Annotated in this window: 24 protein-coding genes, 3 tRNA genes and 1 pseudogene; 9 read left to right on the top strand and 19 right to left on the bottom strand. The window is 40.6% G+C overall.

Going from position 1 to position 24,231, the window contains the following annotated elements:
* Nucleotides 1–147 precede the first annotated feature (147 nt).
* From ACERC5_RS04165 to yfmF, 7 genes are all read right to left on the bottom strand, one after another.
* Nucleotides 148–945 (bottom strand): energy-coupling factor transporter transmembrane protein EcfT, encoded by a 798-nt coding sequence (locus ACERC5_RS04165; protein WP_373660204.1) that lies wholly within the window; start codon nt 943–945, stop codon nt 148–150.
* Nucleotides 933–1,781 carry an energy-coupling factor transporter ATPase gene (locus tag ACERC5_RS04160; protein WP_373660203.1) on the bottom strand — a complete coding sequence of 283 codons (849 nt, stop codon included), beginning with the start codon at nt 1,779–1,781 and terminating at the stop codon, nt 933–935. The genes ACERC5_RS04165 and ACERC5_RS04160 overlap by 13 nt, the downstream gene beginning before the upstream one ends.
* The gene (locus tag ACERC5_RS04155) at nt 1,757–2,578 is read right to left on the bottom strand and encodes an energy-coupling factor transporter ATPase (RefSeq protein WP_373658689.1); all 822 of its coding nucleotides are present in this window, start codon (nt 2,576–2,578) and stop codon (nt 1,757–1,759) included. Before ACERC5_RS04155 ends, ACERC5_RS04160 begins: the two co-directional genes overlap by 25 nt.
* Nucleotides 2,578–3,117 carry a CDP-diacylglycerol--glycerol-3-phosphate 3-phosphatidyltransferase gene (gene pgsA / locus ACERC5_RS04150; protein ID WP_373660202.1) on the bottom strand — a complete coding sequence of 180 codons (540 nt, stop codon included), beginning with the start codon at nt 3,115–3,117 and terminating at the stop codon, nt 2,578–2,580. The genes ACERC5_RS04155 and pgsA overlap by 1 nt, the downstream gene beginning before the upstream one ends.
* Nucleotides 3,118–3,126: 9 nt before the next feature.
* A complete protein-coding gene (locus ACERC5_RS04145; protein ID WP_373658691.1) occupies nt 3,127–4,050 on the bottom strand; it encodes a helix-turn-helix domain-containing protein in 924 nt (307 codons plus the stop codon).
* Nucleotides 4,051–4,112: 62 nt separating this feature from the next.
* The gene (yfmH, locus tag ACERC5_RS04140) at nt 4,113–5,387 is read right to left on the bottom strand and encodes an EF-P 5-aminopentanol modification-associated protein YfmH (protein WP_373660201.1); all 1,275 of its coding nucleotides are present in this window, start codon (nt 5,385–5,387) and stop codon (nt 4,113–4,115) included.
* Entirely contained in the window at nt 5,387–6,637 is a 1,251-nt protein-coding gene (gene yfmF, locus ACERC5_RS04135) for an EF-P 5-aminopentanol modification-associated protein YfmF (protein ID WP_373660213.1), read from the bottom strand. The genes yfmH and yfmF overlap by 1 nt, the downstream gene beginning before the upstream one ends.
* Before the next feature lie 122 nt (nt 6,638–6,759).
* On the opposite strand from yfmF, the gene yaaA reads away from it, so the two are divergent.
* Together yaaA and recF are read left to right on the top strand one after the other, a co-directional pair.
* Nucleotides 6,760–7,233, top strand: a complete 474-nt coding sequence (yaaA, locus tag ACERC5_RS04130; RefSeq protein WP_373658693.1) for a S4 domain-containing protein YaaA — start codon at nt 6,760–6,762, stop codon at nt 7,231–7,233.
* Entirely contained in the window at nt 7,209–8,300 is a 1,092-nt protein-coding gene (gene recF / locus ACERC5_RS04125) for a DNA replication/repair protein RecF (RefSeq protein ID WP_373658694.1), read from the top strand. Before yaaA ends, recF begins: the two co-directional genes overlap by 25 nt.
* Before the next feature lie 45 nt (nt 8,301–8,345).
* Here the strand turns inward: recF and ACERC5_RS04120 are convergent, their stop codons facing one another.
* The gene (locus ACERC5_RS04120; RefSeq protein ID WP_373660200.1) at nt 8,346–9,212 is read right to left on the bottom strand and encodes a GRP family sugar transporter; all 867 of its coding nucleotides are present in this window, start codon (nt 9,210–9,212) and stop codon (nt 8,346–8,348) included.
* A gap of 147 nt (nt 9,213–9,359) precedes the next feature.
* Nucleotides 9,360–10,844 carry an IMP dehydrogenase gene (gene guaB, locus ACERC5_RS04115; protein WP_373658696.1) on the bottom strand — a complete coding sequence of 495 codons (1,485 nt, stop codon included), beginning with the start codon at nt 10,842–10,844 and terminating at the stop codon, nt 9,360–9,362.
* Between the two features lie 129 nt (nt 10,845–10,973).
* Between guaB and ACERC5_RS04110 the strand changes: the two genes are divergently transcribed.
* Nucleotides 10,974–11,168 carry a hypothetical protein gene (locus tag ACERC5_RS04110; protein WP_373658697.1) on the top strand — a complete coding sequence of 65 codons (195 nt, stop codon included), beginning with the start codon at nt 10,974–10,976 and terminating at the stop codon, nt 11,166–11,168.
* A 15-nt stretch (nt 11,169–11,183) separates the two neighbouring features.
* Nucleotides 11,184–11,324, top strand: coding sequence for a hypothetical protein (locus ACERC5_RS04105; RefSeq protein WP_373658698.1), 141 nt, complete (start codon nt 11,184–11,186; stop codon nt 11,322–11,324).
* A 160-nt stretch (nt 11,325–11,484) separates the two neighbouring features.
* Here the strand turns inward: ACERC5_RS04105 and ACERC5_RS04100 are convergent, their stop codons facing one another.
* The 5 genes and pseudogenes from ACERC5_RS04100 to ACERC5_RS04080 form a co-directional block, all read right to left on the bottom strand.
* Nucleotides 11,485–12,723 (bottom strand): ATP-binding cassette domain-containing protein, encoded by a 1,239-nt coding sequence (locus ACERC5_RS04100; RefSeq protein ID WP_373660199.1) that lies wholly within the window; start codon nt 12,721–12,723, stop codon nt 11,485–11,487.
* The gene (locus ACERC5_RS04095) at nt 12,720–13,034 is read right to left on the bottom strand and encodes a hypothetical protein (RefSeq protein WP_373660198.1); all 315 of its coding nucleotides are present in this window, start codon (nt 13,032–13,034) and stop codon (nt 12,720–12,722) included. Before ACERC5_RS04095 ends, ACERC5_RS04100 begins: the two co-directional genes overlap by 4 nt.
* On the bottom strand, nt 13,034–13,585 hold the full coding sequence (locus ACERC5_RS04090) for a lanthionine synthetase LanC family protein (RefSeq protein WP_373660197.1): 552 nt from the start codon (nt 13,583–13,585) through the stop codon (nt 13,034–13,036). The genes ACERC5_RS04095 and ACERC5_RS04090 overlap by 1 nt, the downstream gene beginning before the upstream one ends.
* Before the next feature lie 211 nt (nt 13,586–13,796).
* Nucleotides 13,797–14,819: a tryptophan--tRNA ligase gene (gene trpS, locus ACERC5_RS04085; RefSeq protein ID WP_373660196.1), complete on the bottom strand. Its 1,023-nt coding sequence runs from the start codon at nt 14,817–14,819 to the stop codon at nt 13,797–13,799.
* A 17-nt stretch (nt 14,820–14,836) separates the two neighbouring features.
* A pseudogene (locus tag ACERC5_RS04080) lies at nt 14,837–15,420 on the bottom strand (GNAT family N-acetyltransferase).
* A gap of 388 nt (nt 15,421–15,808) precedes the next feature.
* Between ACERC5_RS04080 and ACERC5_RS04075 the strand changes: the two are divergent.
* Entirely contained in the window at nt 15,809–16,684 is an 876-nt protein-coding gene (locus ACERC5_RS04075; protein WP_373658702.1) for a YitT family protein, read from the top strand.
* A 258-nt stretch (nt 16,685–16,942) separates the two neighbouring features.
* Here ACERC5_RS04075 and ACERC5_RS04070 read toward each other — a convergent pair whose 3' ends face one another.
* A complete protein-coding gene (locus tag ACERC5_RS04070) occupies nt 16,943–17,191 on the bottom strand; it encodes a hypothetical protein (RefSeq protein WP_373658703.1) in 249 nt (82 codons plus the stop codon).
* Nucleotides 17,192–17,270: 79 nt separating this feature from the next.
* Here ACERC5_RS04070 and ACERC5_RS04065 point away from each other — a divergent pair, with 79 nt between their 5' ends.
* From ACERC5_RS04065 to ACERC5_RS04055, 3 genes are all read left to right on the top strand, one after another.
* Nucleotides 17,271–17,894, top strand: a complete 624-nt coding sequence (locus ACERC5_RS04065; RefSeq protein WP_373658704.1) for a hypothetical protein — start codon at nt 17,271–17,273, stop codon at nt 17,892–17,894.
* Nucleotides 17,895–18,050: 156 nt separating this feature from the next.
* A complete protein-coding gene (locus ACERC5_RS04060; RefSeq protein ID WP_373660195.1) occupies nt 18,051–19,673 on the top strand; it encodes an ABC-F family ATP-binding cassette domain-containing protein in 1,623 nt (540 codons plus the stop codon).
* Nucleotides 19,674–19,784: 111 nt separating this feature from the next.
* On the top strand, nt 19,785–22,307 hold the full coding sequence (locus ACERC5_RS04055; RefSeq protein WP_373660194.1) for a YfhO family protein: 2,523 nt from the start codon (nt 19,785–19,787) through the stop codon (nt 22,305–22,307).
* 355 nt (nt 22,308–22,662) lie between these two features.
* On the opposite strand, the gene ACERC5_RS04050 is transcribed toward ACERC5_RS04055, so the two are convergent.
* Both ACERC5_RS04050 and ACERC5_RS04045 read right to left on the bottom strand, forming a co-directional pair.
* Nucleotides 22,663–22,735 (bottom strand) — tRNA-Asn (locus ACERC5_RS04050).
* A 5-nt stretch (nt 22,736–22,740) separates the two neighbouring features.
* Nucleotides 22,741–22,812: transfer RNA gene (locus ACERC5_RS04045), tRNA-Glu, on the bottom strand.
* Nucleotides 22,813–22,936: 124 nt separating this feature from the next.
* Between ACERC5_RS04045 and ACERC5_RS04040 the strand changes: the two genes are divergently transcribed.
* A tRNA-Arg gene (locus ACERC5_RS04040) sits at nt 22,937–23,010 on the top strand.
* A 32-nt stretch (nt 23,011–23,042) separates the two neighbouring features.
* On the opposite strand, the gene ACERC5_RS04035 is transcribed toward ACERC5_RS04040, so the two are convergent.
* Both ACERC5_RS04035 and rlmH read right to left on the bottom strand, forming a co-directional pair.
* Nucleotides 23,043–23,696 (bottom strand): YoaK family protein, encoded by a 654-nt coding sequence (locus tag ACERC5_RS04035; RefSeq protein ID WP_373660193.1) that lies wholly within the window; start codon nt 23,694–23,696, stop codon nt 23,043–23,045.
* Between the two features lie 9 nt (nt 23,697–23,705).
* Complete coding sequence (gene rlmH / locus ACERC5_RS04030) at nt 23,706–24,185, bottom strand: 23S rRNA (pseudouridine(1915)-N(3))-methyltransferase RlmH (RefSeq protein ID WP_026216570.1); 480 nt, start codon at nt 24,183–24,185, stop codon at nt 23,706–23,708.
* Nucleotides 24,186–24,231: the final 46 nt, after the last annotated feature.

Genomic DNA, 24,231 nt, shown 5'->3' with positions numbered 1-24,231 from the left:
GTTGTTTTTTCGTTATTGTTAATACTGTCATCATGTAACTCCTTTCTGATGAATACCCCTATCTTAACGAAAGTTTTTTACAACAGGATTGAGTTGCAATGACAAATATAACAAAAAGATCATATTTTCTTGCTCGATGAGTTGATGTTAAGAATTTTTAAGGTAAAAAAGAGCGACAGCAAATAACATCATCCCAAAAATAGTAAGGGTGTCTCGGTGTTGCCAAGATAATTGTCGGTATTTTGTCCGACCATCACCCCCCTGATAGCCTCTGGCTTCCATCGCAAGAGCTAAACTCTCAGCCCGCTTAAAACTTGAAGCAAATAAAGGAACCAAAATTGGAATGACTGATTTGACTTTTTGAATCAGATTTCCTTCTCCAAAATCCACCCCCCTTGCCCTCTGGGCATTCATGATACGTACAGTATCATCCATCAAGGTTGGAACAAAGCGCAAGCTTAACGACAGCATGAGCCCAATCTCATGAGCAGGTACTTTCAGTGGTTTCAAGGGTTTTAACAGACTTTCGACCGCATCTGATAAACTCAAAGGAGTTGTCGTAAGGGTCAATAAGGTTGAAAATAGGATAATCAGCAAAAACCGCGAAAAAATCAACAACGACATCTCAAAGCCCTTATCTGTGATAGTTAAAAACCAAATATTAGCGATTGGATGACCAGCAGAGGTGAAAAAGAGCTGAAACATGGTTGTAAAGGCAATAAGCCCAAGCAGCGGCAGAATGCCTTGGATAAAGTAAGATAGGCTTATCCGAGACAGGAAAACCAAACCAAGGACAAGTGCTAGAGCTAAGACATTTGTGACAAGATTATTTGCCCAAAAAATGATGAGAATAAACATCATCATCGCCAGCAACTTACTTCGAGGGTCAAGACGATGAAGAACAGACTGCCCTGGAACATAGCGCCCTAAAATCAGTTTGTCCATGACCGCATCACCTCCTTAAACTCATCGATGGTAATTGGTAAACGGTCCATCGCTACACCACGCTCCCTTAGGCGCCGAGCAAAGGTCGTTACTTTTGGTAGGCCAAGTTGTTTTTCAGTTAACAGGTCAACCTTTTGGAAAATCTCTTGAGGAGAACCTGACAGGACTAATCGACCTGCCTCTAGAACATAAACCTGATCCGCGTAGTTAGCGATATCATCCATCAAATGAGTGACTAAAACGATTGTCATTCCTGATGCGTGTAACTGACTAAATAAAGCCATCAAGTCCCTACGTCCTTTAGGATCAAGACCAGCAGTTGGTTCATCTAGAACGAGAACTGTTGGTTCCATTGCTAAAATCCCAGCAATCGCCACTCGACGCATCTGCCCACCAGATAACTCAAAGGGATTTTTTTCAAATAGATCATCTGAAATCCCAACCAGAGCCAACTTTTCCCGAGCAATGCTCTCAGCTTCCTCAGTAGTCTTACCAAAATTTTTCGGACCAAAGGCAACATCTTTTAAAACCGTTTCTTCAAATAATTGACTCTCTGGAAATTGAAAGACCACTCCAACCTGTTGGCGTAACTGCTTGATTGATTTTGGTTTACTCTTGGCTGAAATGGTCACCCCATTAACCTGAACGTCTCCTTTGGTCGGTATATTAAGCCCATTCAGAAGCTGCATCATCGTTGACTTACCGCTACCCGTATGTCCAATAACCGCCGTATAGGACCCATCCAGAATCCCCAAGTCAATATTAAAAAGAGCGCGCCCTTCAAAAGGCGTCCCTTCTTGATAGGTGTAATTTACTCCCCTAAGTGTAATCCCCATAGGTAGTCTTCTAACTCCTTTTCTGATAAATAGCCGAGCTGTTCATCGAGTGCTAACGCCTCAGCCAGCTGACTAGAGAACGGTTTGTCAAGACCTAAGTCAAGCAATTCATCACCTTTGGCAAATAGTTCGCGTGGTGTCGTATCCAGAACCAACTGGCCTTTTTTCATCACCAACACCCGATCACTCAGCGCTACTTCGTCCAAGTCATGGGTAATCGATAAGACCGTTAGATTTGACCGTATTCGCAACTGCTTCATCAGGGTGATTAAGTCCAGCCGACCTTTTGGGTCTAGCATACTGGTCGCTTCATCCAAGATAATAATCTCAGGTTGCAAGGCAAGTGCTCCAGCGATGGCAACACGTTGCTTTTGTCCTCCTGACAAACGCGCAGGCTCCTTGGTTCGATAAGCAGACATTCCAACCAAGTCAAGAGCCTCCGTCACACGTTTTTCCATTTCCTCATGCGATAAGCCTTGATTTTCCAGACCAAATGCCACGTCATCTTCTACTGTTGACCCAACAAATTGATTGTCAGGATTCTGAAAAACAAAGGCGATTTTTCGACGAATCGCCCATATCGTTTCCTCGGACAAGACCTGACCAGCAACTCTAATTTCTCCCGAATGAGCTTCTAATAACCCATCAATCAATCGAACAGCAGTCGATTTGCCACTGCCATTATGTCCGATAATGGATACCCATTCACCTTGTTTCACGTGAAATGAGAGGTTAGCTAGCGCATAATCCTCTCGTTGGGCATCATACTTAAAATAAACTTGTTTAAGATCTATCATCACTGAAAAGTATCCTTGAGCAGGAAACTCGCTCCCTTAAAATAATCGTAGCCAGAGTAAATCGTAAAGAACAAGGCAACATATAACGTTAACTGACCAATCATCGTCCAATGCCATAGCAGGAAAATGACTGATAGCATTTGAGTAACAGTCTTAATCTTACCAGGCATGGCTGCCGCAAGCACTTCGCCTCCAGTTTCAACCAAAAGTAACCGCAGACCCATCACCGCTAGTTCTCGACAGATGATGATAGCAGACACCCAAGCTGGGGCTAAGTCTGCTCCAACTAGCATGATAAAAGCACTCATGACCAGCATTTTATCTGCTAAAGGGTCAGCAAATTTACCAAAATTTGTGACAACTTTCCATTTTCTGGCCAGATAACCATCTAAATAATCGGTCAAGCTTGCCAGAGCAAAAATCACAGCAGCAACACGATACCAGACCAAACCATTTACTGAACCGAAGATGAGAAAGAGAGGAATCATCACGATTCTCATCACCGTTAGAAGGTTAGGTATATTTTCTTTTTTTAACATGAACTAACCCTACTGAATATTAAAGGTCACAATGCTGTAAGCAGTCGCGGTGAGAGCAGTCTTGTCAAGTTCTTGACCGTTAACTTTGATGGTTACCCCTTCAGTAATGCCCATCTCAAGAACAGCTTGAGTTGCACCTTCTGTCAAGGTTGCGGTATAGGTTGGTTGCTCACTGGATAGGGTAACACCTCCTGCAATATCAGATTTACTCAAAGCGACCCAGCTACGCTCTGCTCCTGATAATGATAACTCAACCTTAATCGGTTTTTGAGCAGTTGTCACCGCAACTGTAATTGCTTCACCGCCACCTGTAACTGCCAATTGAGTTGCTGGAGTAGGAGGAGTTGACTCACTAGGAGTTGTTGATACTTCTGAACTTGATGGTGTTGTTGATACTGATGCTACCGTCTCATTGGCCGTATTCGTTTTGGCAGTCAGAAAGTCTGCTAAATAGTTTTTATAAAGCATAAAGCCAGCAAAAATCAAGGTTGCAAGACCCAACAAGGTCAATATTGGACCGAGAAATCTGTTCCCCTTGCCTGAGCTTGATTTTTGAGAATGGCTGTTACGCCCGCTACGGCGAAGCGTTGTTGAGGTCACAGAGGATGGAACATACTCTGGGTCCTCTGATTTGACCAACTCATCAAAACTAGAGACCTTAAATGGTTCCTCAACCTGTTCAACCTGACTTGCCACCTCCGCTACAGGTTCTTCCGTTGTTTCAAACCCTAGATTTGCAAAGTCTAAATCAACAGCCTCAGCGTAGGTTCTCAAGTACTGCTCTAATTTATCTGCATCAATCAATGAAAATTGATCCAACTCGATAGCTAGTAAATTGTGGGTCGCAATTCCTGTTGAGCGCTCAATGGTTTGGAGAGCTAATCCTTTTTTAGTTCTTGCTTCGCGAAGCAAATCTCCAGTCGTTTTATTCATTTGTCGTCTTCCTTTGTTGTGATTAATTCTATTATAGCAAATTTTTCTAACTTATCCAGCCCCTAGAGAGGAAAAATCGTCACTTCTGCAATATCTGCCGAATGAAAGAAAGTCTCTCCGATTAACAAGACGTTCTCAAGAGTCAATTGGTCTAAAATATCAGGCACGTCAAGATAGAAAAGCTCCTGTGTAGAATGTTCTAAAAATGCACTTGCCAATTCATCTGGGCGATCCAGTGACATTAGAAATTCACCATAAAGTTCTTTTTTTAGACTGAATAACCGTTCTTCAGAGACATCCTTACTTGATTTCCCTTTTTTGAGCGCCTGTTTGATTTTGGCTGACATAGCAATCGGCTCGTTAGTATCAAGTAAAACCATGACAAATTGGAATCGCTCATCAACTTCTATCACCACATCAAACGAATCATTAATTTTTCCGTCATCATACCATTGTTGATAAGTCTTTGATGTCCAACCGATTAGCATATTTAGATATAATTTTAAAGCGGTCTTATAAAAGAGGCTACTGTCCTGAATAGGTTCGTGGCGAAAACCAATTCCCAATTTCGGCATATTGACATCTAATTGCAGTGACTGCTTTTTGACAACAGGTTGATAAGAAATAGCAGAGCGTGATACCCTAACCGGTGTCTGTTGTATCATCTGGCTTGTCAAGTATGTCAATCTTTTGTAAACGACATTTTCATCCACATCCCCAATAACAACAAGGGTCATCCCTTCTGGTCGATAAAAGGTCTCAAAGGCATTTGACAAATCTGTCAACGTTATCTTGGCTATGCTGTCAACTTTTCCAGCCAAATCAACCGCTAAAGGTGTCTCAGGAAAAAGACCTGCTAACAAACTGCTGTAAAGCCTGTAATCAGGATCATCCTGATACATGTCAATCTCTTGACTAATGATTGATTGTTCTTTTTTGATAGAATTTTCTGTAAACCTTGGTTGACTTACCAAATCAATCAGCAGCTCTAAATTTTCATTCAGCTGATCAACGCTTGAGAAAAAATAATTAGTGGTTGTAAAGCTTGTAAAAGCATTTGAATCAGAACCAAGTCCTGTAAACTTCTGAGAAAAATCCTGCTTCCCATTATTCTCAAATACCTGATGCTCTAAAAAATGAGCTAGTCCAGCGCTTGTGGCTATCTTTTGATCATTTACTGTAAACTCAGTGTCAATCCCACCAAACCTAACAGATAACATCCCTATGTTTTCTTTAAAACCCGACTTAGGAATAACGATTAGGCGTAGCCCAGAAGGTAGAATCCCTTGATAAATGGTCTCATTTAAGTGTGGAAAGGCTATCTGCTCTAATGCCATTATTGCTCCCCCTCCATAAAATAAACTGCTTGCAACTTTATCTTATTCGCCAAGCGAACAATATCTTGCTTGCTCACTGCCTGAACCTCTTGCTGAAATTCTGACAAAGTCTTCGCTTTCTCTCCAAAAACAGACCGATTATAGGCTAACTCAATCAGAGATTTGGCATAATCTTCGGACAAGGCTGCGCTATTGACCAGCATTTTCTTGGTTTTCTTCACTAAATCACTGGTAAAACGCCCTGATTTCAAGGCATGGAGTTGTTTGGTCACGAGCTGCATCACACGCTGACGCTGGTCTCGATCAATTCCTGTCTGAATCTTCAAAACAGACTGAAAAGGTTCTAAATGACTCGAAATTGTGTAGGCCAGCCCTGCTTTTTCCCGTAACTCTGTAAATAAAAGAGAGTGCGGAAATAGTCCCAATAAACCATTGGCGACGAGGAGCGAAGCGTAATCTTCTCCACCATAGACCGAGGACACATGGTAAGCCAGATCCAACACAGACTGATTGGCCTGCTTCGTTTCTAATTTTTCTCGTGTAATATTGGTTAGATCTTGTTGGTACTGGTAGTTCAAAGAGACCTGACGAGGAGAAAAAGGCAACTGATGAAGCCCTTGTAATATTTTATACTCATCAATCTTACCCACTAAAAAAATATCAATACGGTCTTCCCTCAACATGCGCTGAAATTCCTGAAAAGCAGTGTAGGAATTCTCCTTGGCAACCTGTTCAGGTGTTGAATAGCTAGATTGTTTGAGGCTATTATGCGTAAAATAAAGCTGGTCTAGTTCCAAATCGCTGTAGTAAAAAATATCTTCCTTATCTGCTTCAAGGTAGTTAATCAGATTAGCCTTTTCCATGTCAAAGATACTTGTTTGATACTGCTCGACCGTCCGTAAAGGATTGAACAAAATACTGCGTAAGAGAGCCATCAATTCATTGACCGTGTCCTCACCACCCAGAGCAAATTCACTTCCCACAGCACTGAGGTCGAGGTCCACCAGATGAACCAAGCCTTTCGTAGTCACTTTAGTGGATAAGCCTGCCCCATAGAGCTCAGCTAATTTTTGACGAAGTAATCGTGGGCTGGGGTAATCAGAAGTCGCTGTTGCTAGCATCTGTGCTACCAGAGCTCGTCTGGCCTTATTCACCTTACTCACATCTGCTGAAAATCGGCAAGTCAGATGGTTGGTCTTAAATTTTTCTGTCTGAACAACGTGTAGGTAAACACCGTCAACAATCTGCATAGCTTCCTTTTCCTTAGATGATAGTCCCTTCATTATAACATTTTATTTAAGACATGACCAAAAAAGACGTCGATTGAGACAATTATGCTATAATAGTCTGGTAACATCTGGAGGATACGATTATGGACTACAAACTTTTCACGGATTTCATCACCCTGCAAGCTCTACTGAAAGACACAGGTATCATTAAAAGTGGCGGTGCTATCAAGGCATTTTTAGCCGAAAACACCGTTCTGGTTAACGGTGAGGATGAGAAACGACGCGGCAAAAAACTCCGTATCGGTGATAAAATTGATCTTACTGATCTTGAACAGACTATTGTAATTGTCGCACCAACTGCTTTTGAAATAGCAGAGCACGAACTCGATATTGCAGAGAAAAAACGAATCGCAGAATTGGTAAAAAAAATGAATCAGGCAACTAAAAAGCAACAAGCTCGGCCGAAAAAGTCAGCTCAAAGCAAAAAACATTACCCTGAAAAAAATAAAAATACTGCTGTTAATCGTACGCAAACTTACCGCAAAGTTGACAACCCTGTCAAGCCAGCAGTGCGATTCCCTGGAGTAGACTTATGTGGCTTGAACGCATTGAGCTAACCAATTACCGCAATTACAAAGAACTATCGACTGATTTCTCTGCTAAACTTAACATCTTTATCGGTCAAAACGCTCAGGGTAAAACTAATGTGATAGAGGCTATCTATTTCTTAGCCTTGACCCGAAGCCATCGAATACGCTTTGATAAAGAACTAATTAACTTCGACGAAAAATCATTTACGATTAGCGGCCTAGTCCACCGCACCAGTGGTAAACTTCCACTTGACATTACCTTGACAGATAAAGGCAGAGTCTGTAAACTAAACCACCTCAAACAAAACAAGCTATCTGATTATATCGGCAAGATGACAGTTGTCCTCTTTGCGCCTGAAGATTTACAACTGATTAAAGGGTCGCCAAATTTAAGGCGTAAGTTTATGGATATTGACCTCGGTCAGATTAAGCCACTCTACTTGTCAGACCTATCAAACTATAATCATGTCCTTAAACAGCGAAACAGCTACCTCAAGTCAACAGATAAGGTTGACACTGTCTTTTTATCTGTTCTTGATGACCAATTAGCGGATTATGGTAGCCGTGTCATTCAACATAGACTTGACTTCGTTGACCAACTAACTATCGAAGCAGACAAAAACCACTACGCGATTTCAAATCAACTGGAACATATCAGTTTGACTTATCAGTCAAGTATCAAATTTACAGACTTGTCAACTTTAAAAGATAATTTTGTCAAGCAACTCGAAAGCAATCATCAACGAGATATCTTCAAACGTAATACCTCTATCGGTCCTCATCGGGACGACCTCACCTTTGCCATCAATGGCATCTCTGCTGACTTTTGTAGTCAAGGACAGCATCGCAGTTTGATTCTATCACTAAAAATGGCAGAAATTGAACTCTTCAAGCAACAGACAGGAGATTACCCGATTTTACTCCTTGACGATGTCATGAGTGAACTGGACAATAAGCGCCAAATGAAACTACTAGAAGGTATCAAAGAGAATGTTCAAACTTTCATCACTACAACCAGCCTTGACCATCTAAAAGGCTTGCCTGAGGATTTGAAAATTTTCCATGTGGAAAACGGCACGATAAAAACGGACTGAACATCGTCCGTTTTTTAATATTACATTGACAAATCTGTCAATCTATTAAGACTTAACAACACCTAACAAGATGGCACCGACCAAGAAACAAGCAATACCGATGTAAACCCAGCGCATTTCATTAGCGGTCTTTTTCTCACCGAGAAAGATAATACCACCGATAATCCCAATAATAGCCCCTAATTGTGAAAAACTAAAGGCAATTGCCAAACCAGCTGTGGAAGCCGCAAAAAGCATGAAGATATTTCCCAAGCTCCATTGAAGACCAACCAAGGCATTTTTAAGCACAACAGGTTCAAAAGATAGCTTAAATCTCATAAAGGCAGCAGCTCCTAGTACCATACCGATTGACATTGGAAAAATAGCTGCCAGCGGTTCAAAGTGCATGATATTATTGAACAAAACAGTATAAGCGACATAACCGAAGGTCGAATAAGCCAAGGCGATAAAGCCTTTTTTCATGTCGTAATTGACAGAAGTGTCAACTGACTTGTCAGGGTCAGTTTTACTAGAAAAATAGAACCCAACAACCAAACTAACCAGGGCTATGCTACCGAGAATAAACTGAATTGGCTTTGCCCATTCTCTAAAAACAAAGGCACCAATCAAGCTACCGACAACCAGTTGGCTACCACCTGACAAGGCGTTAGCCACTGACACTCCCATATACTGCATGGCGGAGAATTGACCGTTCTGACCCATTGCCCAGAGCAATCCACCTAAAATCCCAAAAATCCAGTAGTTAAGAGTTAGGTTCGGCTGAACAATCAGATAAGTCACTGTGGCAAATAGCAGAGCTCCCAAAGTCACACCAAAGGTCTGCTGATTAGCATTTCCCCCAATCTTGTTACTCGCTAAACCAAGACTCCCCCAAGCAATCATAGGGACTAGAGCATATAAAATTCCTTGCATGATACTCCTTTACACGATATTTACAACTCTGTCAACATTGTTGACAAGTTTGTAAACAATACAGTTAAGATAAAAAAGTAGGTCAAGACAAGTCTTTTCCCACTCCTTTATTTATTTTACAAAAATGTTCGGTTTTTGTCAAGCCTCTTAGCAGCTGATGGAATAGTTTGGTGCTTCGTTGGTGATGTGAACATCGTGCGGATGGCTCTCAATCAGACCTGCTCCGCTCATTTCTACAAACTGTGCCTTATCATGCAGGTCTTGAATGGTCGCAGCACCCGTATAGCCCATACCAGCCTTGATACCACCAACCATCTGGAAGACGATATCCGCAGCAGCTCCTTTATAGGCGACACGTCCCTCAATCCCTTCTGGCACAAGCTTATTGGCTTCATTGACAGAACCTTGGAAATAGCGATCTCCTGAGCCTTTTTTCATGGCACCGAGGCTACCCATGCCACGGTAGGTCTTGAACTTGCGTCCTTGGAAAATCTCTGTTTCTCCTGGGGCTTCATCAGTTCCCGCCAGCATTGAACCAAGCATGACCGCATGACCACCAGCTGCTAAGGCTTTAACGATATCTCCAGAATACTTAATGCCTCCGTCAGCAATGAGGGTTTTGCCGTACTCACGCGCCACACCAGCCGCATCGTAAATGGCTGTAATCTGAGGCACACCAACACCTGCGACAACACGAGTGGTACAAATCGAACCCGGACCAATACCAACCTTAACCACATCAACCCCTGCATCATAAAGGGCACGAGCGCCTTCAGCTGTCGCAATATTACCTGCAATCAAGATTTTATCAGGGAAGGTCGCACGAATTTCAGCAATCTTGCGCAAGACACCTGCTGAATGTCCGTGTGCTGTATCAATGACAATCGCATCCGCTCCTGCCTCAAAAAGTGCAGTCGCTCGCTCAAAGGTATCAGATGTCACACCAACAGCTCCTGCAACCAAGAGACGACCGAACTGATCTTTAGCAGCATTTGGAAACTCGATAACCTTCTCGATATCTTTGATGGTGATGAGACCAGATAAACGACCGTCTCCATCCACTAGGGGGAGCTTTTCGATACGGTGTTCCTGGAGAATCTGCTCGGCTGTTTTCAAGTCAGTTCCAACAGGTGCAGTCACCAAATTCTTGCTGGTCATATGGTCTGAAATCGGCTGATTATAGTCAGAAATAAAACGCAAATCTCGATTGGTCAAAATGCCAACCAATTTACGGTTCTCCATGGTTTCAACCACAGGCACACCGCTGATGCGATAACGGCCCATTAACTCATTAGCCTCAGCAATCGTATGGTTTGGTGTCAAGAAAAACGGATCGATAATCACACCATTTTCAGAGCGTTTTACCTTGCGCACTTCCTCAGCTTGAGCCTCGATGGACATGTTTTTATGGACAACACCTAAACCACCCGCACGCGCCATCGCAATGGCCATTGCACTTTCGGTTACAGTATCCATCGCTGCGGTGATAATTGGGATATTCAAGGTCAAATTAGGCGCCAACTGGACACTCATATCTACTTCGTTAGGAAGCACATGACTCTCCGCTGGAATCAGGAGCACATCATCAAAAGTAAACCCTTTTTTCAAAAATTTTGTCTGCCAATTTGACATTAACATAACCTCTTTCTGTGTTTATTGTTACTATCATATCACGCTAAAATCATTTGTCAACCGCTAAGGCAAAGTTTTGATAAATGTTTCGGAATATGCTATCATAAGAGATGAAAAGGAGGGTTTACCATGAAAAAACAGTTGCTTTCTTTAGTAGTTATCCTCATATTAGCCATTCTAAGGCCTTATCTGCTAAAGATACCTGTCTTAGGTCCTCTCTATGGTTTTCTTGAGTTTTTAACCATCGCCCTGATTATCGGCTATATCCTCTACCACATCGGGCTGCACATTTACCTTTGGGTTAAGGTGAGAAAGAAGGACTAGCATGACTAAAAAAGATTGGATAACCTTGCAACTAAGGTTCTCCCGCTAGCCATTAGTGGAGCTATTATCAAGCACTTCGGCTGGTCAGGCTTTGCTATTTTTGTCCTATCCTACATGACTCTCCTTTGGCTGATGATTAACAAGATGAAGCCTTAATCGTTAAGTATTTTTTAGGGAAATAGCAGAGCTGGCAGGTTTCATCTGAGATGACTGGTTGATACTACAGTCCTTATCAGCTATTATCAAAAAAGAAACCATAGCCACCAGCAAGAACGGAAGGTGACTTTTTTACCAGACAAGCTCGGTTTTTACTAACTTAGAGTTCCCAAATCTGACTATAGCGGACCTTATCAGACTCTTCAACATGATGAGCAATTTCAATTATGGTCACATCCATATCAAAAAGCAATTGGCGAATACTCCTAGCAACTTCTCTATCTAAAGACGCTGAAAATTCATCAATCAAAATTAGCGAATATTTGCCTACCAAAGCTCGAGCCAATATGACTCGGGCTTTTTCCCCTCCCGATAGTAGACAACCGTCTGTTCCAACAACAGTATGGCAGTCCTTATCTCCTAAACCAACTTTATCCAACACATTGCTAACCTCGTCTTGAGGAATATCTCGTCCCAAGGTGACATTGAAGCCAATCGTGTCATCAAATAAAATCACATCCTGTGGCACATAGCCAATACTAGAATAGAGATCTGCTCTTGGAATCGTTTCAAGAAGGTGACCATTTATCATAATCTGCCCAGATAAAAGATGATGCTGACGAAACAATACTTTAAATAAAGTTGATTTACCTGAACCTGATTTACCTGTCAATAACACTTTATCGTTAGGTCTAAGGGATCTCGTCAATTCATAAAGCGGATTATCATAACCAATTGTTGCTGTCACAAAATCTAATGATTCAACAGCAAAACCAGCTCCCTTGCTACTATCTAATTCAAAGCTATCTTCAAAAAAAGTCGTCACTTTCTCCAAAATTGGTCTTGTTGATTTGATAGCACTCCACTGTCCCATTGCACGTTCAAGTGGAGCAATCACGCGATCAGAAGCTAGAAAAACAGCTAAAAGGGAACCCGCTGATAATTTTCCCTGTACAGCAAAATAACCACCTATCCCAAACGGAAGCAGAAGGCAGACACCTACCGTCAATCCCAGATAGAAGTTCATCACTACAGGTGCTAATTTTTTATCAAAATTTGCCTTCTCTGAACGTATCAACTGAGACATCAACCGATAAAAAAAATAAGACATTTGACGAGAGTGTTTTATAACACTAATTCCCTTAAACGATTCAGTAAAATCTTTGATGAACTTTTTATTTTCATTTGACCAGATATCAACTGCCCTTTGTAATTGTATTTCAAATAATTTTGGGAAAACAATGGGAAAAATAGCGAATACCATAAAAATAACAGCTAATTCCCAATTGATCATAAAAATATATACCGCTGAAACAGTTGAAAAACTAAGTGAATAAATTAGTTGATTCCAAGCTTGCAGATAATTCTCTTCCAGTAAACTCAAATCATTGAACATCATATTTTGAACAACATCATAACTTTCTTTTTCACTAAAAGACTGTTGAAATATAGCATTTTTTGCTGTCTGTAAAAAAATTGACTAAGTTTGGCTTTATAATAGTCAAAACAGAAAGAAAATAGTTGATTGACTGAAAAAGCAACTACTCCAAAAATAATACCTGTAATCAATAAGTTTAAATCTGATTTCTGAACAGCATCAGTCACACTAGATATAATAACAGGAACAACTAAAGTTCCCATACCACTCAAAATAGCAAACATTAGGGACAATAAAAAATATCTCTTACTGATAAATTGACGTAAAACCATTAATAAATTTCCCCTTCAAATAATTTAGTTTCCTCATCAAGATTGATAAAATGACTAACTGTTAAAACGCCATCATTTTTATAATTCATGTAACGTTTCATTACTAATAAAATCCCTGATGTTCCTGATACTAAATCAGCAGACAATTTGAACAATTGTTCCCCTAAGAAAAGTCCTTGTTCATCATCAAAATATAAAGACATACTATCTATTAACTTTTCAATTTTATATAATATTTTATTTTTCAAATTACTATCTTTAATAACAAATAGACAATCCAATAAAAAATCAACTATACCAGCCATACCTCTCATATAAGTAGCAAATGATGTCAATTCAAACAAAGAAGCGCTTATAATATTTATTAATTGAGTATAATAAAATTCTTTCTTTGTCGTTTGATAAAGCCTTAAACAAGTATAACCTACACCAGCAATGCCATCATATAAATATGGAGAAAAAACTTTAAAAGAAGAATTAATACCTTTGATATATTTATAGAAAATTTTATAAAAGCGATAATTCTGAACACTTATGAAAGTGCTCAGCAAATTCGAATAAAATTTCTACGCTTTTATTAAAACATTAGAATCGTATTAGCATCTGAAACTGTTATTTAATGACATCTATCAGCTGCCTCACTTATTTATTCGTTATCACTTCTAAAAAAACAGTTTAACATCAAAAATTTTTTAATTTTTAATCAAGCACAACATAAAAAGCAGGAAAACAAATGATTTCCTACTTGATGTTATGTTTTCTTTAAAAATAATTAATCCCCATAGCAGCTTTGACCTCTGACAAGGTTTGAGCCGCTGCTTGACGGGCTTTTTCACTGCCCATTTCCAGCATGCGGTAAACCTCGCCCATATCCTTGGCAAATTCCAAGCGGCGTTCGCGAATGGGCGCCAGCTCACGCTCCATGATGTCAAGGAGATAGCGTTTGGTCTTGACATCGCCAAGTCCGCCACGCTGGTAGTGCTCTTTCATGGCTGCAATCTCTACCTTATCCTCCTCATGGCCAAAGACATCAAGGTAATGGAAGACCATATTGCCATCAATCTTGCCTGGGTCTTCGATACGGATATGGTTGGGATCGGTGTACATGGACATGACTTTTTTCTTGACCGTATCAGCATCGTCTGCCAGATAGATACCATTATTGAGGGATTTGGACATTTTAGCATTGCCATCAAGGCCTGGCAGGCGACCTGCTGCTTCATTGTCAGGGTACATGCCTTCTGGCTCGACCAGCACTTCGCAGTTGTAGGTGTGGTTAAAGCTACGGACAATCTCACGGGTTTGCTCAATCATCGGCTTTTGGTCAGTGCCAACAGGAACGAGATTGGCTTTAAAGGCTGTGATGTCTGCCGCTTGGGCAATGGGGTAGACAAAGAAGCCCGTCGGAATGCTCTCTCCAAACCCTTTTTGAGCAATCTCTGTCTTAACAGTTGGATTGCGCTCCAAACGACCAAGAGAGACGAAGTTCATGTAGTACATAGTCAGCTCGGCCAGCTCTGGAATCTGGCTCTGGATAAAAATGGTTGACTTCTCTGGGTCAAGACCGGCTGCCAAGTAATCCAGGGCAACATTCCCAATAGATTCCACGATGGTCTGTGGTTCCTTGGCATGGTCCGTCAGCGCCTGCTGGTCGGCCAGAAAGACAAAGAGGTCGTGCTTGCCTTCATTTTGCAACAAGACACGATTTTTCAGCGAGCCAACATAGTGCCCGATATGCAATTTTCCAGTAGGACGGTCTCCCGTCAAAATAATGGGTTTGGTCATGATGTTCTCCTTTACAGTTAATTGACAGGCTTGTCAACCTGATTAAAATAGTCTTCTTTGGTCAGTCGGTAATGAATCACGGTGACAATGCGGTCAGGGTCATTTTCGTCTCGTTTGGCATAGGGTTCCTCGTGACTAAACTGCATCCCGATTTTTGCTATAACTCGACCTGAAGCAGGGTTTTCCTGATCATGACGAGCAATCAGGCAGTTCATGCCAAGATCTTCAAAAAACAAGTTAAGAAAGGCTTGAGCCGCTCTGTCATGTACCCTTGATTCCAAAAGGCTTTGTTCAGTGTGTACCCAAACTCTGCTCGTCCGACAGCTTCAACTAAGTTGTGCATGTCTAAAGTTCCGATAAATTGCCCTGTCTCTTTTAGTTCAATTCCCCAGCGACCAAATGGGCTGGCTAAATAGATTGACGCAATAATATGTTTGGTTTCATCTAAGGATTGGTTCGGCATGAAAGACCAGCGGACATTGTCAGGATCACAAGCGTAAGCAAACATCTCTTCGGCATCTGCTAGGGTCACTGGACGGAGCAAGAGACGTTCTGTTTCTAAAACCTGATGTTCAGCTAACAATTGATAGATGTTTTTCATCCTAAACTCCTTTCTAACAAAAAATCCCCACGCTAAAAAACTAGCGTGAGGGCGTCTGGGTTGACACGGTACCACCTCTACTTGACAGCATATTGACAACTCTGTCATCTCTATTGACACGATAAGGAGTGCACCCGATGCTTATGGATTTGCATTCTCTGTATGGTTTTCACCCATCAGCCCATTTCACAAGCTCTGCCATTGGCTCACAGCACCGCCAACTCTCTAGAGACAGTATTCTTATTACTCTATCTGATAGGCTTATTTTAGCTAATTTTATGGTGCTTGTCAAGGTGATAAAATCATTCGCACCCTTGACGATTAACCTCTTATCAGTCATAATAGAATTATCAACGTTTCACGTGAAACTATAGATAAGGAGAAAAACATGGTAAAAAAAATAAAAGACTATGCCCTAGTAACCATTGGTTGCTTCATTGCTGCTGTTGGTATAAATGGGTTTATGGCTGGAAATAACATCGTTTCTGGTGGTATCGGAGGACTCTCCTTGAGTTTACAAGCCATGTTTGGTTGGGAAGCTGGAACAGTTGCGCTCGCTATCAATATTCCGTTACTTGTGCTCTGCTATTTCTTTTTAGGAAAATCGACCTTTATCTCGACACTCTATGGTTCTTTTGTTTTTCCAATTTTTATCAATCTGACTGCTAAAATGCCTAGCTTGACGCAAAATCAGCTTTTAGGAGCTGTTTTCGGTGCTATTATCCTTGGAGTTGGTATGGGATTAGTCTTTATGGGCAATTCCTCAACAGGGGGGACCAGTATTCCCATCTGGATATTGCACAAATACACACCCTTATCTCTGGGTGTAGCTATGACAATTGTCGATGGTATTGTTGTTTTAACCGGTCTCATCGCTTTTAAAAATATTGACACTGTCCTCTATTCTATTATTGCCCTACTGATTATAGGCTATGTCGTCAATCTAATGATAGCAGGATTCCAGTCATCGAAAAATATCATGATTATTTCAGAAAAATCAGCCATAATCAAGGAAAAAGTGGCGGAAGCAGCCAACCGTGGTGTCACTGAAATTCCTATTTTTGGTGGCTATACAGGTCGTGAAAAACGTATGCTGATGATTACTGTTTTAACAGTCGAAGTGCCGACCATTGAACACCTTGCCCAAAAAATTGACCCTGCAGCTTTTATCATTATCATGCCTGCTACTCAAGTCATGGGACGCGGCTTCAGTCTACACAAATCTTTTGAAATTAGTGAAGAAGATGTCCTGCCACCAGTTTAGATTAACAGAAGGTTTACAGAATTTGATGCCTCTGTAAACCTGTTTTTTTACCCTAAGGGTTACCAAAACCTTTTGATCGAATATAGTGTTTGGTATAGTTAGTTCAATACTATAGAATAAAAGAGCTATTATAGTGGTGGAAGCGGAATGAGTATAACCGATGACACTGCCACTTTATCAGTAAAGTAAGTCTGAACGTTTACATCACATGTTTCTTTTTATTTAAGATTGACAACAGCTTGACAGAGTTGACGATCTTTACTGGTCTGTCAACTTTTTTTTAGTTTTTTCAAGTTCCTTCTTATAGTGCTTGTAGAGACTATGTCCAGTCAACAAGTTGATCAGGACAATCGCTATGACGATGGCATAAAATTTCCAAGGCTGGTAAAAACCGTTGAGGATGTCATTTCTAAACACAAAAATTAGACTGACCTCTGATAGTACCACGTAAAGGAAGATACCAACTAAGTTGATAAAAAATGATTTTGAATCTTTTTTTCTATCCATAACTGTTTCTGCTTTCTTTTTTGATAAATATATTATATAATATAATTATAAAAAAATCAAATAAAAGGAGGTGGTCGTTATGAGACGATTACTCAAATCTACTGCTACTAGCTTCCTAGCACTGACACTATTCTCCACTTTTTTACCAAGCGTCGCTGTGGTCGCAGATGAACTAACTGAAGAACCTAGAATGACACAAACTAGTTCTATCAATATTGATGACATAAAAATTGTAGAAATCAATAAACAAACCGTACAAGTCCATTACCCGAATGGGACAATTGAAACAGTAGAACTTCGTTTAGATGGTGTTTATTTAAACGGTGAATTTTTTTCCACCTATACGAACACTAATGTCACTTCTTTCAGGTCATACGATGCTAATAGATGGAACCACGTTAAGACCGTTTACGGTAATAAACTTGCTAACAGCTTTTCTAATAGTATTGCTGATTTAGGTATAGGCTATTTGATTGGTAAACTAGGCGCTGCGATAGGACCCTACGGTTGGTTAGTAGGGGCAGCTTACACAGCAATTAACCTCTATGGTGCTTGGCAAGATTCACGTGCTCCATATCCTTACTATATTTCAGATATTTACCTTCACCTTGGAAACAGACAATGGAAAATTGTTACACGCTATTATAGAAATTCAAACTACACAGGATATGCTAGCACTGAGACAAATTTCTATAATTTCTAATCGTACCTTGTGTTTCATCAAAAGAACTTGACAAGATTGACAATCCTGTCAAGTTCTTTTTTGCCAAAATCCTCTTTCTGCTCTGCTATTTCCCTTGAAAAAACAGCGACTTTATCGTAAAATAAAGGGGATTATAGAAAAAATGAGGTAATACGTTTGTTAACAGTTTCTGATGTGTCGCTTCGCTTTAGCGACCGAAAACTTTTTGACGATGTCAACATTAAATTCACTGAGGGCAACACCTATGGTCTGATTGGTGCTAATGGTGCTGGTAAGTCAACGTTCTTGAAAATCCTGGCTGGCGATATTGAGCCAACAACTGGTCACGTGTCACTAGGTCCAAATGAGCGTCTCTCTGTCCTGCGTCAAAATCACTTTGACTATGAGGACGAGCGTGTCATTGACGTGGTTATCATGGGCAATGATGAGCTTTACAGCATTATGAAAGAAAAAGACGCCATCTACATGAAAGAAGATTTTTCTGAGGAAGATGGTGTCCGTGCGGCTGAGCTAGAGGGTGCTTTTGCCGAGCTTGGGGGTTGGGAAGCAGAGAGCGAAGCATCTCAATTGCTCCAAAACCTCAATATCTCTGAGGACCTCCACTACCAAAATATGAGCGAACTTGCTAACGGCGATAAGGTCAAGGTGCTCCTTGCCAAAGCCCTCTTTGGTAAGCCTGATGTACTCCTCTTAGACGAGCCAACCAACGGTCTGGACATCCAGTCCATCACTTGGTTGGAGAACTTCTTGATTGATTTTGACAATACCGTTATCGTGGTGTCTCACGACCGTCACTTCCTAAACAAGGTCTGCACCCACATGGCTGACTTGGACTTCGGTAAAATCAAGATTTTCGTTGGTAACTACGACTTCTGGAAAGAATCTTCTGAATTGGCTGCTCGCCTGCAAGCTGACCGCAATGCTAAGGCAGAAGAGAAAATCAAGCAACTCCAAGAATTTGTTGCTCGTTTCTCAGCGAACGCTTCTAAATCTAAACAAGCCACCTCTCGTAAGAAGATGTTGGATAAGATTGAGCTGGAAGAAATTGTCCCGTCCAGCCGTAAATACCCCTTTGTCAACTTCAAGTCTGAACGCGAGATTGGTAACGACCTCTTGACCGTTGAAAACCTGAAAGTAACCATCGACGGTGAGGTTATCTTGGACAATATCAGTTTTATCCTACGTCCGGGCGATAAGACTGCTCTTATCGGGCAAAATGATATTCAAACAACTGCTCTCATCCGTGCCTTGATGGGAGAAATTGATTACGAGGGAACAATCAAGTGGGGCGTGACTACCTCTCGCAGCTACCTGCCAAAAGACAACACCAAAGACTTCGCTGGCAGCGAGTCTATCCTTGACTGGCTCCGCCAATTTGCCAACAAGGAAGAGGATGATAACACCTTCTTGCGTGGTTTCTTAGGCCGCATGCTCTTCTCAGGTGATGAGCCTCTCAAGCCTGTCAACGTCTTGTCAGGGGGCGAAAAAGTGCGTGTTATGCTATCCAAACTCATGCTCCTCAAGTCTAATGTTCTCATCCTTGATGACCCAACCAACCACTTGGATTTGGAATCTATTTCGGCTCTCAACGACGGTCTCAAAGCATTCAAAGAATCCATTATCTTTGCCAGCCATGACCATGAGTTTATCCAGACACTCGCTAACCACATCTTGGTCATTTCTAAAAATGGGGTAATCGACCGTATTGACGAGACTTATGATGAATTCCTTGAAAATGCTGAAGTGCAAGCCAAGGTTAAGGCTCTTTGGGCACAATAATCTATGGAGAGTTGGGTAACCAGCTCTCTTTCTTAAAAATAATCCATGAAACAAAAATATTTCTTTTTTCTTGCTAGCTTTTTTATTCCCTTGACAATACTGTCAATTAGTTTGTCAATCCAAAATATCTGGTGGGGAAGCGATACCACTATCCTAGCCAGTGACGGTTTTCATCAGTATGCCATTTTTGCAACAACACTGAGAAATATCCTGCACGGTCAAGATAGTCTTTTCTACAGCTTTACAAGTGGTTTAGGGCTTAATTTTTATGCGTTAATGAGCTACTATTTAGGCAGTTTCTTGTCTCCTTTGGTTTACTTTTTTGATGTCAAGTCGATGCCTGATGCGCTCTACTTATTTACACTTGTCAAGGTAGGTTTGATAGGTTTGTCAACCTTTACAAGTCTGTCAACTATTTATAAAAAAGCCAATCATTGGTTACTTATCAGTCTATCAACATTATTTGCCTTGATGAGTTTTAGCATAAGCCAAATTGAAATCAACATGTGGCTGGATGTCTTTATCCTAGTTCCTCTGATTATACTTGGTTTGCATCGGTTGATTCATCAGCAAAGTTACTGGTTGTATGTCACTGCTTTAACCACACTCTTTATCCAAAATTACTACTTTGGGTATATGACAGCCATTTTTATCAGTCTATGGTTTTTAGTTCAGTTGACAGAGTCTGTCAAGAACCGCTTGCGCTCAATCATTGATTTTATCATTTGTTCTGTTTTATCTGGTTTAATCAGTGCCGTCATGCTCCTTCCAACCTATCTGGATTTGAGAACACATGGTGAAACCTTGACAAAGTTGTCAAAAATCTTGACAGAAAAATCTTGGTATCTGGATTTATTTGCTAAAAATTTTGTCGGTAGCTATGATACCACTAAATTCGGAGCCATTCCGATGATTTATGTTGGCTTGTTGCCCCTGATTCTCGCTCTGCTATTTTTCACAATAAAATCTATCAAATGGCCCATTAAACTCGCCTATGCACTGCTTTTGATGACAATTATAGCTAGCTTTTATTTGGAGCCATTAGACTTGTTCTGGCAGGGGATGCATGCGCCAAATATGTTTCTTCATCGCTACTCATGGGTCTTTTCCATTAGCATTATTTATCTAGCTGGGAAAACTTTAGAGCATCTTGAAAAGGTCAAATGGGCACACCTTATCACCGTGTTTGCTTTCCTACTATTTGGTTTTTCAGCAATAGTCTACTTCCGCTCTCACTACCCTTTTTTACACATTGAGCAATTTGGGATAACAGCCTTGTTCCTGTTGGCTTATCTCATTATATTTGTTAGTTTTCACGCTAAACAAATTCCATATAAACTTTACATTGTCTTGACACTTTTCTTTACAGTTTTTGAAATAAGTGTCAACAGTTACTATCAGTTAAACGCTTTAAGCCAAGAATGGCATTTTCCATCACGTGATAGCTATGAGAGACAGTTGTCAGATATTGACAACCTTGTCAAGTCTGCAAAGGATAAGCATGCAACTTTCTTTCGCATGGAAAGGTTGCTACCACAAACAGGTAATGATAGCATGAAGTTTGGTTATAACGGGATTTCTCAATTTTCATCTGTTCGTAACCGTCAATCTAGCCAATTATTGGATAAATTTGGTTTCCGATCTGACGGCACAAATCTCAATCTGCGTTACCAAAACAATACCTTAATTGCTGACAGTCTGTTCAACATCACTTTCAATCTGCATCATAACCCCCTTAATAAATATGGCTTTGAGTTTGGAAACCAAATTGGTGAGATGTTTCTTTATGAAAATCGTAATGCTAGCCAATTAGCTATTCTGACTAAGGAACCATTTACTGATTTTGACCTCACTGTCAATACACTTGACAACCAAACCAAGCTACTCAATCAGTTATCAGGTCTTAATCATACGTATTTTTATAAATTGTCAAGCTTTACAGATAACCTAACAGATGTTGACAAGCAACTTGTCACAACTGTCAAAAAAGACGATGGTTCATCTAGTGCTAATTTTAGCATTGAGGTCACCTCAAATAGTCAAGTTTATCTGAGTTTGCCTCATACCACCTCGTCAAATCCAGATAATAAAGAAACAAAAATTCTTATCAATGGGCAGTTGATGAGTTTTACCCGTGACAATGCTTTTTCATTATTTGATTTAGGGTATTATGCCTCTGCTCAAAACCTTGAGATTGAGATGATTTTTCCTGAGACAACTGACGTCAGCTTCCATAAACCCAATATCTATGCTCTGGATACCTTGGCTTATCAGCAAGCGATTGATCAGGTCAATAGCCGAGCAGTGGATGTGACATCTGCCGGCAATCAAGTCTCGATTACCTATGATAGCCCGGCTGACGCCTCGCTTTTGGTCACCCTCCCCTATGATAAGGGATGGACAGCTAAACAAGATGGGAAACCACTTCCTGTCAAATCTGCTAACGGTGGTTTAATCCTCCTAGATGCCAAAAAAGGGCATGGAGAAATTGTATTGACCTTTGTCCCAAATGGGCTAAAAGCAGCAACTATACTCTCCAGCATCGGAATGATCTCTTTTGTTTTATTTTATTCTCATCGAAAACGGCAACTCATCAAGCAATCAAATGTCCAAAATTGCCACCATCAAATGTGATGAAACTTGCTATTTATTTTAGAAATGATATAATAGAAATAGAAAAGAGCTGAGCGGGAACTCAACTCAACGTAGAACCGTTTAAGACGGTGGCTCGTATTTCAGATATAACCCATCCTAATCGCTCAAAAGTGGGAACGGGTTATTTCTTTTTGTCTAAAAAATAGTAACTTTTTTGATTTACTATTTCTACGTTAATATCTATAAAAATGATTTTACAATTTACATGAACGTTAATAAGTCTCATTGACAATGATTTTACTAACTTCCTAACTTTTTATGTAAAAAATATAAGCATCTCATATTTGAAAAATGAAAAAAACGTTGATTTTTCAACGTTTCTATGTACTTTATACTCCGCCAACAGGGCTTGAACCTGTGACATCATGATTAACAGTCATGCGCTCTACCAACTGAGCTATGGCGGATAGAACACTCCGTACGGGATTCGAACCCGTGTTACCGCCGTGAAAAGGCGGTGTCTTAACCCCTTGACCAACGGAGCGTGTCGTTTAATACTTTATTAGTTTAGCAGATATTTTTTGTTTTGTCTAGTCTACTGCTCAACTTTTTTGAACTTTTTAGCCGTTGACAACTAGAGAAGGTTTTTGGTAAAATGGTTCTGTTATGGTTCCATAGCTCAGCTGGATAGAGCATTCGCCTTCTAAGCGAACGGTCGCAGGTTCGAATCCTGCTGGAATCAGAGTTAAACAGCTAAGGTTTTCCTTGGCTGTTTTATTTTTCCTGACGAATAACTTTATGAATAACCAACAGAGGAGGAAACAGTAAAAATAAACCGAATTCCTCCAAAAAGGCAGACAGGTAATGGGAAAGGATAATGCCAAGAATAAAGCTGATTAACACAGCACATCTTTGCATACCTTGTTTGATTTTCACCTGATTGCCCGATAAAAAGCCTTCTGACAAAAGATAAGCACCTGCCTTAACATTTCCCGTCATCATGACATTGGCATACTGGATAGATCCGATTCGCTTAAACACTTCAACTTGAAATGATGAAAAAAGGGCTAGCATCGATATGGTGATATCACTATCGACCATTGGAGCACTAACAGCTGCGAGAAATAGCAGAGCCATCATCACGCGTATCGCTAACAAATGGTAAGGACAACCAGCTGATAACGCCCAGTCTTTCATCACATAAATCAGCAATTGCCCTATACCAAATACCAAGATAGGCAAACAATAAGACCAAGCCTCAAGCCATTTGAATTCAGCTAAACGAAGACCAAGAAAAATTAAATTTCCTGTCTGAGCACCTGCAAAACGCCCACCTTGAGTGTTGTAAGTATAAGCATTGATAAACCCGCTGATAGCAGCCATGGTAAAGGCTACCCAAAAGGCATCAAACACACGATGTTTCCTCACACTATTCTCCTATTTGTGATAAGGGCTACCTTCAGCAATCATAAAAGCACGGTAAATTTGTTCGATAAGGACTAACCTCATCAGCTGATGTGGCAGTGTCAAGTGACCAAAACTCAAGTTCACATTAGCTCGCTTTTTTATAGCATCAGAAAGCCCTAAACTCCCTCCAATGACAAAGGTCAAAGTGGAATAACCTGCCGTCATCTTTTCCTGAATAAGCTGGCTAAAATCCTCTGACGACAGCTGTTTCCCCTCGATAGCTAGAACAACGACAAAATCACGGTCACCAATCTTACCTAAAATACGTTCTGCTTCTTTCGTCATAATCTGTTGATTTTCAAGAAAGCTAGCGCGGTCAGGTGTTTTTTCGTCAGCAACTTCAATCAAATCAACCTTAGCAAAACGGCCAAGACGCTTTTTATATTCTGCAATACCATCTTTGAGATAGTGCTCTTTTAATTTTCCAACACTGATTAATTTGATGTTCATAATAGTATTATACCACAAAATATTGTTGTTATTCACAAGGTTTTCC

The sequence above is a fragment of the Streptococcus sp. E24BD genome, assembly GCF_041807825.1.
Lineage (GTDB): Bacteria > Bacillota > Bacilli > Lactobacillales > Streptococcaceae > Streptococcus > Streptococcus entericus.
The sequence above is the reverse complement of the archived record's forward strand: the minus strand, read 5'-3'. Positions and strand labels throughout refer to the sequence as shown.

Excerpts from the sequence above, each read along its gene's own strand:
- ACERC5_RS04165 (WP_373660204.1), bottom strand. The coding sequence starts at position 945 with ATGGACAAACTGATTTTAGGGCGCTATGTTCCAGGGCAGTCTGTTCTT.
- ACERC5_RS04160 (WP_373660203.1), bottom strand. The coding sequence starts at position 1,781 with ATGGGGATTACACTTAGGGGAGTAAATTACACCTATCAAGAAGGGACG.
- ACERC5_RS04155 (WP_373658689.1), bottom strand. The coding sequence starts at position 2,578 with ATGATAGATCTTAAACAAGTTTATTTTAAGTATGATGCCCAACGAGAG.
- pgsA (WP_373660202.1), bottom strand. The coding sequence starts at position 3,117 with ATGTTAAAAAAAGAAAATATACCTAACCTTCTAACGGTGATGAGAATC.
- ACERC5_RS04145 (WP_373658691.1), bottom strand. The coding sequence starts at position 4,050 with ATGAATAAAACGACTGGAGATTTGCTTCGCGAAGCAAGAACTAAAAAA.
- yfmH (WP_373660201.1), bottom strand. The coding sequence starts at position 5,387 with ATGGCATTAGAGCAGATAGCCTTTCCACACTTAAATGAGACCATTTAT.
- yfmF (WP_373660213.1), bottom strand. The coding sequence starts at position 6,637 with ATGCAGATTGTTGACGGTGTTTACCTACACGTTGTTCAGACAGAAAAA.
- yaaA (WP_373658693.1), top strand. The coding sequence starts at position 6,760 with ATGGACTACAAACTTTTCACGGATTTCATCACCCTGCAAGCTCTACTG.
- recF (WP_373658694.1), top strand. The coding sequence starts at position 7,209 with ATGTGGCTTGAACGCATTGAGCTAACCAATTACCGCAATTACAAAGAA.
- ACERC5_RS04120 (WP_373660200.1), bottom strand. The coding sequence starts at position 9,212 with ATGCAAGGAATTTTATATGCTCTAGTCCCTATGATTGCTTGGGGGAGT.
- guaB (WP_373658696.1), bottom strand. The coding sequence starts at position 10,844 with ATGTCAAATTGGCAGACAAAATTTTTGAAAAAAGGGTTTACTTTTGAT.
- ACERC5_RS04110 (WP_373658697.1), top strand. The coding sequence starts at position 10,974 with ATGAAAAAACAGTTGCTTTCTTTAGTAGTTATCCTCATATTAGCCATT.
- ACERC5_RS04100 (WP_373660199.1), bottom strand. The coding sequence starts at position 12,723 with ATGATGTTCAATGATTTGAGTTTACTGGAAGAGAATTATCTGCAAGCT.
- ACERC5_RS04095 (WP_373660198.1), bottom strand. The coding sequence starts at position 13,034 with ATGGTTTTACGTCAATTTATCAGTAAGAGATATTTTTTATTGTCCCTA.
- trpS (WP_373660196.1), bottom strand. The coding sequence starts at position 14,819 with ATGACCAAACCCATTATTTTGACGGGAGACCGTCCTACTGGAAAATTG.
- ACERC5_RS04075 (WP_373658702.1), top strand. The coding sequence starts at position 15,809 with ATGGTAAAAAAAATAAAAGACTATGCCCTAGTAACCATTGGTTGCTTC.
- ACERC5_RS04070 (WP_373658703.1), bottom strand. The coding sequence starts at position 17,191 with ATGGATAGAAAAAAAGATTCAAAATCATTTTTTATCAACTTAGTTGGT.
- ACERC5_RS04065 (WP_373658704.1), top strand. The coding sequence starts at position 17,271 with ATGAGACGATTACTCAAATCTACTGCTACTAGCTTCCTAGCACTGACA.
- rlmH (WP_026216570.1), bottom strand. The coding sequence starts at position 24,185 with ATGAACATCAAATTAATCAGTGTTGGAAAATTAAAAGAGCACTATCTC.